At 67.0% G+C, this 9,254-nt stretch carries 8 protein-coding genes; 5 read left to right on the top strand and 3 right to left on the bottom strand.

Annotation, left to right across the window (positions count from 1 at the left end):
- The 3 genes from ACWFR4_RS46615 to ACWFR4_RS46605 form a co-directional block, all read left to right on the top strand.
- Nucleotides 1–738: helix-turn-helix domain-containing protein (locus tag ACWFR4_RS46615; protein WP_453657786.1), on the top strand; the 738-nt coding region annotated here is incomplete at its 5' end.
- A 353-nt stretch (nt 739–1,091) separates the two neighbouring features.
- The gene (locus ACWFR4_RS46610) at nt 1,092–1,436 is read left to right on the top strand and encodes a cupin domain-containing protein (protein WP_453657784.1); all 345 of its coding nucleotides are present in this window, start codon (nt 1,092–1,094) and stop codon (nt 1,434–1,436) included.
- 518 nt (nt 1,437–1,954) lie between these two features.
- A complete protein-coding gene (locus ACWFR4_RS46605) occupies nt 1,955–2,887 on the top strand; it encodes an MmyB family transcriptional regulator (protein WP_453657782.1) in 933 nt (310 codons plus the stop codon).
- 792 nt (nt 2,888–3,679) lie between these two features.
- Here ACWFR4_RS46605 and ACWFR4_RS46600 read toward each other — a convergent pair.
- A complete protein-coding gene (locus tag ACWFR4_RS46600; RefSeq protein WP_453657780.1) occupies nt 3,680–4,465 on the bottom strand; it encodes a helix-turn-helix domain-containing protein in 786 nt (261 codons plus the stop codon).
- 530 nt (nt 4,466–4,995) lie between these two features.
- On the opposite strand from ACWFR4_RS46600, the gene ACWFR4_RS46595 reads away from it, so the two are divergent.
- The gene (locus tag ACWFR4_RS46595) at nt 4,996–6,216 is read left to right on the top strand and encodes a hypothetical protein (protein WP_453657778.1); all 1,221 of its coding nucleotides are present in this window, start codon (nt 4,996–4,998) and stop codon (nt 6,214–6,216) included.
- Between the two features lie 978 nt (nt 6,217–7,194).
- Here ACWFR4_RS46595 and ACWFR4_RS46590 read toward each other — a convergent pair.
- Entirely contained in the window at nt 7,195–7,389 is a 195-nt protein-coding gene (locus tag ACWFR4_RS46590) for a hypothetical protein (protein ID WP_453657776.1), read from the bottom strand.
- 244 nt (nt 7,390–7,633) lie between these two features.
- Here ACWFR4_RS46590 and lexA point away from each other — a divergent pair, with 244 nt between their 5' ends.
- Nucleotides 7,634–8,329: a transcriptional repressor LexA gene (lexA, locus tag ACWFR4_RS46585; RefSeq protein WP_453657774.1), complete on the top strand. Its 696-nt coding sequence runs from the start codon at nt 7,634–7,636 to the stop codon at nt 8,327–8,329.
- Between the two features lie 68 nt (nt 8,330–8,397).
- Here the strand turns inward: lexA and ACWFR4_RS46580 are convergent.
- A partial coding sequence (locus tag ACWFR4_RS46580; protein WP_453657772.1) for a DNA polymerase Y family protein occupies nt 8,398–9,254 on the bottom strand: 857 nt, incomplete at its 5' end.

Raw genomic sequence — 9,254 nt, 5'->3', positions numbered from 1 at the left:
TTGGACAGGGAGACGGCGCGGCGTTGGGCCGCAGCCACGCTCCACGGAATCCTGTCTGCCGCGCCGCGTGAGCGTGATGAGTTGCTGGCCCTGCTGGGGCCAGCCCTCGAATACTCACGCGACGATGCGAGCGAGATCCTTGGCCGCAGCCACCACGCGATCAGCCGCCGCACGATCACCACCCGCCTCGACAAGGCGTTCAAGATGGTGGGCCTGAATCGGCAGAGAGCGCTCGACCGGGTTCTGGTGTCGCTGGCCCTCCAGGTGGTGCAAACGCTGGGGTACGACGACAGGTCGGCCGACCCGGCGGCCGACTTCACGAGGCTGCTCCAAGGACCGGCGATGCGCTCTTACGGACAAGACCTCGTCAAACAGCTGGCGAGCACCAGACTGAAGGTACTGCCGACGGTCGAGGCGTGGCTCGAGCACAACTGCAACACCGAGGACGCCGCCGCTGCCCTGGGCCTCTCGGCCAAGACCATCAGAGCTCACTTGCATGAGGCCGAGCCGCTGATCGGACAGGAGATGGTGTTCACCGGGCTAGGGATGGATGTCAGCCCAAGCCAGGAGGGCAATCTTCGCAACGTGCGTCTGGGCGCTGTGCGCCCGCTGTCCCTGAGCCTCTACGCGGCGACCGGCCGGCCTGTGTTCTACGAAACGCCAGCGGGCAGCGCCGGGCAGGCCTCACATGCCGCGACCAGCGGCGGCGACAGCGAGCAGGAACCCGACCTCCCGTAGGTGCCCCCGGTCTTCCCACGCGTGCCCATGCGCCACGTTCAATTTCCCACCAACGCCCTTCCACGGGCGCCCCATTGACCGCACAGGGAACTCTGGCCCCGAAAATTTCCCACCCGTGACATGGTCGCGCCCGACCGGAGTTCCTAACGTGGTGCACGCCAAATCCCTTCGGCGCCAAACCCCCTGGGATTCACCCAGGAGCAGGTGAGGTCACCCAGGCTGCGTCTGACCTGGCCGGGTGAGCTTTCCGGGGTGGTGCCAACAGGAGTGGCAGGGGTAATTCGTCTGGCGAATTTGCGACAGGCGGAAAGCCTCGCATATCCGCATGCGAAACCGACGACGGGAACGACTTCATGACCGTGGGGTTCACCTACACCGACACCGGTACCCTTCCCCGGAAGCAGGCAGCTGACGGGGTCACTGTCACCACCCTGGTGGAAGGAGGGCCCGACGACCTCTGCGTCCTGGACATCGAGTTCGCTGCGAACTCCTCGTTCGGCAAGGAGCGGCACGGCCGCCTTGAGAGGGTCCTCGTGCTGGAGGGGATCTTCCGCGACAAGGAAGACGCATCCCATCCGGGGTATCCCGCCGGCACCCTCATCGAGGCGGAGCCCGGGAGCGTGCACTACCCGCACTCCGTGACCGGCTGCAGGATCCTGGCCTTCTACGAGCATGGCCTCGGCGCTCCGGACGCATGACACGAGGCGTGTCGGCAAGGACTCGCTCCTGGCCGACACGCCTGCCCACTGATGCCTGTACGCAGAGCGGGTCCATCGCGTTGCACAGTTGACGACGGGCAGAATGGGCGCAAACCAAACTAACCACCACATATGCCCCACACATATGCAGGCATCGTGTTAGCTGCGGAATAGTGTTCAAACGGGAAAGCGGAGTTCGTACAGCGGAGCAGGCGCAGACTGCTCAGCCAGCTGATCGACAGCGCAAGTCACACAATGCGGGATGAAAGCTCGCCCCGAGTCACGCGACTACCAGTCTCGCTGAGGGCCGCCGGAGCCTGTCGAACCGTCGCCGGAAAAACGCTCACCGCATCGCCAACCCGCTGCGCCTTGCCGATCACGACGCCTGCCTTGGTTGGACAACTTCGAAGGGTAGGTGCGCGATGGCGGATCAGCTGCTGGGGGGGCGCCCAGAAGCGCGACGGACGGGACCAGCTCACGACCAAACCGTTCGACGGTTTCCCCAACAACACGTGCCCGTGTGGCCGAGCACCGAGCCGCCCCGGCCTGCGGGTACCGAACAGGAAGACACCACGGAGGCCCTGGCCGCGCAGGTACGCGCTCAGCGTCTGCAGGGATTCCTCAAGAGCCGACGCGACCACCTCGATCTGAGCCAGGAAGCGGTCGCAGAGCTCTTGGCGATCAGCGCACGCGCCTACGGGAACTGGGAGCGCGGCAGAGTCAAAGAGTGGACGGACCAGAAGCTGTACGCGCTCGCGCATGCCCTGGAGATGTCCGAATTCCAGACCGCGCGCCTCTTCTGGTACGCAGTCGACCGTGCCCCGCAGCCGAACCTGCGCGCGACATACAGCGGCGCACTCCCCGAAGACCCCGACTCCTCGGCCTTCCTGGGCGACTACAGCGTCATGATGGACGCGCTCTCGCTCCCCACCTTCGTGATCGACCACCGGTGGGAGGTCAAGATGGCGAACCATGCCTATCGCGACCTCTTCCAGGGCGTGCGGCCTCACCCGACCGCAATGCCCTCACACTCCTTCCTCCGTTTCGGTCTCTTTCACCCCGACGCCTCGGCCGTACTCGTCGACCACCTGAGCTGGCAGTTGGCCATGCTCGCCCAACTCGGTTCCAGCCTTGAGCGGTACGACGAAGACTCCGCCCTCCAGGCCATCCGCCGCGACGTGTTCCTGCACCCCGCGCTGCGCGACGTCTACCTTAAGGACATGCCGGACTGGCTTCTGAGAGGCGGAGCCGACCTGGTCCACCACGAAGGCGCCATCCGAGAGCTACGCCACCCCGCCCCGCAGATAGGCCTCCAGGGATGCCGACTTGTGGAGGAGACCCCGAGGCCGTTGCAGGCTCTCGGACTCAAGCGGATCACGTTGGTACTCGTCGACCTCGATGACAGGTCGATGCCACGACGAGGCCACTCGCACAGCCATCACGCCGCCTAGGAGCAGCCGCCCACGTTCCGGCGGCAGGACGCCTGGATGCGGCCCGCTGGCCCCTCGAGCTCGAACGCGGTGTTGGCCGCCCGCGTTACGGCGGGTGCTCAGGCTCTTCGTTCCGTGACCCAGTGGTGAGGAACAGCTCTGGTGGCCAAACGCAAGCCGTGAGTGCACTGCCGAGGTTCCGGTGAGACGCGCGGATCAGGCAAGGATTCGCGCGTCGCCCCACGGCGCAAGAAGCTGCTCTCGCCGTTGACGGTGATGACTCGGACCACCCAGAGTTCCTGCAGCCGGGAGGGGTTGCGCTGCGGTGCTCATGCTGGGCGGCCCTTCGCCGAGCGAGAGTGTGCCGGTCGTCCTGCTGAGCCAACCGCTATCCTGCGGCTTCAGGCGCCCCGTGCAACCGAGTCGGCTCGGTTTGCATGCCTGCGATGACGGCCTCGAGGCCAGCGATCCGTCGACCCCTCTCGGTGGCAAACCGTGGTTCGCTTCGTGAGCGCCGCACAGGCATTGCCTGAACCGAAGGCCCGCCCTTCGGATTGGTAGCTGTGACCGAGACTCATAGTTGGCGAATCATGGTCCGAGATGCGCAGGTCAGGGGCGCGTGGAGAAGTCTTGTTGGCGAATCTTGAGAGGGTTAGTTGGCGGATCACGCCCTCTTCAGCCCCAGCGGAGACGCCGTCGTGGCAGGTGAGCACGCTGCACGCAGCCCGCGCATCAAGATCCGCCACCTAGCATGCTCTGTTCGCCAACTATGAGTCTCGGTCGCAGTAGCCCCGCGAAGGTGACTGACGTCGCTCAGACGGCCAAACGCATAGCGCCGCTTCCCAGCTCACAACGGGCACTCAGCCGCGCCGCACAGGCCAGGGCTGCCGCCGCGTACTCACGACGATTGCGCTCCATTTGCGGTCGCAGCCCCATGACAACCAGAGACCCGTACACGGTTGAGCCGCGCCAAAGAGGAACACCAAGCATTTTCCAGTCCGCCAGTGGCGACGGCGTGAGCACGTAGCCCTCGGAGCGTATCTCCCGCATGAGGTGGCTCTGGGGAGCGCCGTCGAGGTGCGAGAGGATGGCCAGACCGGCCGCATCCGCGGTGAGCGGCGCGTACCGCAGTGCGACCTTGGTGTCGACGTCGGCGTGATTGAAAGCTGCCTGGAAGTCGCTGCGTCGGCCGTAGGTGTGGTCGAGCATCAGCCGGCCCGGCGTGTCGTCGATCAGTACCGCGCTGAACGCCATCGCCACCTGGGCCGTCTGCCGTTGCAGCACCGTGGTCTCGCGGTCGAGAGCACTGTCGTGCGGCAGGTTGAGGTGGACGCTCGCGTCCGGGCGGTGGTTCGCCACGTCGGTGGCGACGCCGTACCGGCCCGGCGCGCGGTAGATCAAGTGCTTTGCTTCAACCCCGGCACGCAGGATTCGGTGGACGGTCGACTTGGTAACTCCGGACTCGTCGATAATGCGCCGCAGGGGGTGGAGCCCGGGGCCCATGCTGTTCAGCGTCTGGAGCACGAGATAAACGCGGGAATGGGCCGTCATGCCGTCATCCACGGAGTCGGCGGCCTCGACAAGCTCGGAGTCGATCACTGACAGTCCCTCCTGGTAGTCGCCTGCGGGCTTGATCCCGCCTCACGGGTCCCGCCACGCACATCTCTACCGTGAGGAGCGGAGATTGTGGAGGAACCGCCCCTTCCAGGAAAAGTGTTTTCAGGTGCGCTCTCAAACACACTGCGCACAAGCAGAACTGACCATGCCGACCCTACAAAGGCCCACGTCAAAGCCTCTATTTGGTAGACGCATGCAACCGGCACCCAAATCGAGGAACACGAAGTCGCCATTCGCCGGCCGCGGGTATCACCGCGTGAACTCGCCTTCCATGGTTAGCCCCTGTGACCTGCGGTAATCGCGTGGTCTCCCACCATGCGGACCCCGTCCCGCCAGCAGCAATCGGAAATTCAGTTCGCGTCCCGCTATGCGGCACAACAAACCTCATGTCGACCGCCGCCGGGGAACCTGAGCAAGGAGTCATTGCCCCGCCCCCGGACGCCCGGCGAGAGTGGTCAAACCCTCTGACGCAGCCAGCAGCGCATCACTTCCTACACTCTGGAGCACCGCCCGTGAACACCCACGCGCCCCACCAGGAAGACTGCCGCACCGGGCACCTTGTCGTCCTGGGCAGCGGACCGCAGGCGGAGTGGGAGCACGCCATGCAGCGCCTCGCCGCAGTCGGGCCCCTGCTCCTCATCGATGCGGAGGCGCCGACATGGCAGCGCCGGCATCTTGCCGACGCCCGGACCGTCAATCTCCTCGATTGTCGCCGAGTCCTCGACGAGGTACGAGAGTTCGCCGTCACTCTGCCCATCGCCGGCGTGCTCTCCATGCATCCCGCCCATGCCCGCACGGCCGCTGTGTTGCGTCAGGAATTCGCACTGCCCGGACCAGCCGCTGCGACGATCGAAGCGACCACCCTGCGCCACCGCGCGGCCCAACTCCTCACCGGTGCTGGCGTGGACAACAGCGGAGCCCTTCACGCGGACTCCTACGATCAGGCTCTGGAAGCCGCGCATCAAGTCGGCTTCCCGCTGGTGTGCAAGCCCGCGTCTCCCCGCACGCGGTACGCCGCGCGACGCGTGACCGGCATACCCGAGCTCGCGTCAGCCTTGTCTGCGGCCGCTGCCGCCACCTGGCCTGGCACAGGCACGGTGATCGAGCCACTGCTCGACGGGATCGAGGCCACCGCCTACACCGCCGACTCCCCATCCGGCCCCAAGGTCGTCGCGATCTCACACGCCACCTTCGACCCGCAGGCCGAACCAGCACTGCTCCCGCTGGAAGTGGTAGTCGACGCAGACGACGTCTGCGGGCCCGCCGTCGAGGACTCGGCGATCCGGGCGCTGTCGGCCCTGGGGCACCGGTCAGGTCCGGCGCAGATCCGCATGCGGATCACCTCAACCGGGCCACGGGTCGTCAGCGTCACAACCCACCTCACGGACCCCCTGGTAGCCATGCTGATCGAGCAGGTCACCGGAGTTGACCTCATCTCCCAGGCCGGATGCCACGCCCGAGGACGGGCGTTCCTCATCGACGAGAGCCGCCTCGGTGCGGCTGCCGTGCGCTTCCTCCAGGGCCCCGTCGGTACCTCGATGCCGCTCCCGAACGCGGCAGCGGATCCACACGTCACCCCGTACGCCACCCTTCAGCAATATCCGGCCGAACGCTGTGTGGGAGCCCTGCGGCGCACCGGTTACCTAGTGGTCTCGGGCACCGACTACCAGCAGTGCATCGCCCGTTTGCGCAGCTCTGCGGCCGAGATCCGCTCTGCACGCCTCTCCGCGTAACCGACAAGGAGCCGTCCCATGTGTTCTCGTTCGTTCTTCACCGCCGAATTCTCCGGTTCCCTACGCGTGGGCAAGGGCGTGTCCCCGGCACAACGCCAGCCCTCATCCGCAGGCGCAGGCGGCGCGTCCGAGGCGACCGGCCAAGCGACGGCTCACGCAGCGGCAGGGCCGGACAGGAGCGAGCGGAGTCGGCTGCCGGATCAGCACGTCGAGACGGTGAGCTGACCCCGCAACCTCCCACTGCACTGCCACTTCAGGCCCTGGTGGAGGAGACCGCCCAGGACTCCGAGCTTTACGCCCTGGTCAGGACCTTCCTCAAGCGGATGCGGACGCATTAGCCTGCCTTCGAGTCGCTCACTGCCTCGTTCTCGGAGACTGTGTCCCTCCTGCCCCTGCTGGGCGCCCCGTGGTCGACCTCGGCCTCCGTGTCTTGGGCCAGCACCCTGCGATCTCGGGGCGATCAATCAGGCCCCGACGCGCTTCAGCTGGGTCTTGATCTCCGGATCCTTGCAGGTTGGGCTTCGCAGGAAAGACCCGGACGGCGGCGAAAGGCTCCCGGTCGTCGCGGCCGGTCAGCTTGCCTCCCCCCGGGCTCGTTGTCAGTACCCCATGGCACGCTGGGCAATGCCCGGCGGTACCTATGCCGATGCTGCCGCCGGGCACCACCCATCCCACCACCCCCTTCGTACGGGGCTGGTCTACAGGTGGTGCAGGGGGCTGGAGTCTGGCCAACGAGGCAGACTCCAGCCCTGGTCAGCTTGTAGGTGAGCCGGACATGGCCTTGGCCTCGCCAACCCGACCGCCCCGTGCCCGCGCAACGCAGCGCGGGAGGTAGAAGGGCACTAGACCGAGTGAACAAACAATGAGCCCGCCCAGCAAGAGCACGGATGGGCCGGGCGGGCCTCTTGCCCAACAATGCCGTCCAGCCGCCCGTGCGCATCTCGGGCGCCGCCAACAGAGTCGCGGCTGTCCGATCCGTCAGACCGCGGGCAACTGCCCCAGTGGACGGCCCTTGTCGGCCGCTGCTGGCGCGAGCCGAGCCAGTTCGCCGGTGTCCTCGAACGCCTCTTCCCGCCAACTGCCCGGGGCGAGCGCAGTGTTCCATTCAACGCGGGTACCGAACCGGCGCGCAGCCTCGAACAGCCTGTTCAGCACTTCGCCATCCTCTGCCACGCACTCGGCGCTAGCCCATGAGGGCTCGTCCTGCCAAGCTGCGTGACGAGATCGAACTTCTGGCTTCGCAGGAGGAGCTCACGCCTTCCGGCACGCTGATCGAAGCTGCGTCGCGCTCACCTGACCCGTCACAGGACAGCCAGCAGGCGAGTGCAGCCTGTTATCACGGCCGTGTTCCGTCTGCGGTGGTTGGCGGGTTAGTGTCCCCAAAAGCAAGATCCCGCCCCAGGGGGAGCACCATCACATGCACGCAGACGAGAAAGCTGGCCGGGCCGGGCGGCCGCCCGGCGTCCAGATCAATGGCGACGGCCTCACCGTCCGCCAAGAGGCGATCGTTGCCTTCATCGAGCGGGAAGTCGAGCGCCAGGGCTATCCGCCGTCCATGCGGGAGATCGGCCAGGCGGTCAATCTCAAGAGCACGTCGTCCGTCGCGCATCAGGTGATGGCCCTTGAGCGTAAAGGCGTGCTCTACCGAGACCCTTACCGCCCGCGCACCTATCACGTTCATCCCCGCCACATCGGCGCACTTCACGAAGCCGCAGCACCAGATGAGCCCGAGGTGGCGCACGTGCCTCTGGTGGGCCGGATCGCCGCCGGCACCCCAATCCTCGCCGAGGAAGCCATCGAGGACGTCCTCCCGCTACCGCGCCACGTCGTCAGGGAGGGCGAGCTGTTTGCACTCAAGGTCGTCGGCGACAGCATGAGCGGGGCCGGGGCTTACATCTGTGATGGCGACATCGTCACGGTCCGCCGCCAGGACTCTGCCGACCATGGGGACATCGTCGCCGCGCTCCTGGACGGCGACGAGGCCACCGTCAAGCGCCTGCGACGCGAGAACGGCAGAGTGTGGCTCATGCCGCACAACGCGGCGCACGAGCCAATCCCCGGAGACGACGCAGCCATCCTCGGCAAGGTCGTCGCCGTCCTGCGCACACTCTGAAGCCGGCTCAAAAGCTGGGCATCACATTGCCGGCTCACCCTCGTGCTGTGAGTACCCTGCGCGACTGCTCAAGCCGGAGATGAGGACCGTCGAACTGCAGTGGCCGCGGGCTGGATGACGTGTGGACCGAACCGGGCGCGGGCTGCATCGGATGCGGCCTCCAGCCGGCGGGCCTTGTCATCGCCGTCATCAAACAGGAGCTGATGGTGCGCACCGTCTGCGGGCCCAAGCTGGTCGGCGCGCAAGGAAAGTTGTCGAACGCGGGCCCGCTCGAGCCCCAGCCCCGAGTAGAGGTCGTAGGCAAGAGCGGATAGGGCCGGAGTGTGGTGGGTGGGTTCGGGCAGGGTGCGGCTGCGGGTGGTGTGGGTGCGGTCGGCGTAGCGCACGGTGAGCGTCAGTCCGCGGCACACCTCGCCCGTTGTCCGCAGGCGGGCACCGAGCTCGTCGGCGAGGCCGAGCAGCACACGGCGGTGGGCGACGGGATCGAGTTCGTCGGCCTCAAAGGTGTGGCTGGTGCTGGTGGAGCGGACCAGGGCGGTGCGTCGGACGGGGCGATCGTCTATGCCGTGGGCGCGGGCGTGGAGCTCGCGTGCGGCGTGCGCGCCGAGGAGCCGGATGAGAGGCCCGGTGGGGGTGTCGGCGAGCTGGCCAATGGTGGTGATCCCGTACCGGTTCAGGGTTTTGGCGGTCGCGGGCCCAATACCGGGGAGCGCGGCAAGCGGTCGCGGCCGCAGGAACGCTGCCACCGATGCGTCGTCGTCCGCGACGACGGTGATGTGGCCGGACCGGGTGGCGGCCGCGGCCATGGCGGCGATGAGCGGTGAAGGGCCGCCACCCACGGTGGCGCGCACGCCGAACAGGGCGATCGCCCGCAGCTGCAGGAGCTGGGCCAGTTCGTGGGGTGAGCGGTCGAACAGCCTCAGGG

The organism is Streptomyces sp. NPDC055140 (genome assembly GCF_053607285.1).
This window is presented reverse-complemented; position numbering and strand designations above follow the sequence as displayed.

Bases quoted from the DNA above. Each gene is read 5' to 3' on its own strand.
- ACWFR4_RS46610 (WP_453657784.1), top strand. From the start codon at position 1,092: ATGACCGTGGGGTTCACCTACACCGACACCGGTACCCTTCCCCGGAAG.
- lexA (WP_453657774.1), top strand. From the start codon at position 7,634: ATGCACGCAGACGAGAAAGCTGGCCGGGCCGGGCGGCCGCCCGGCGTC.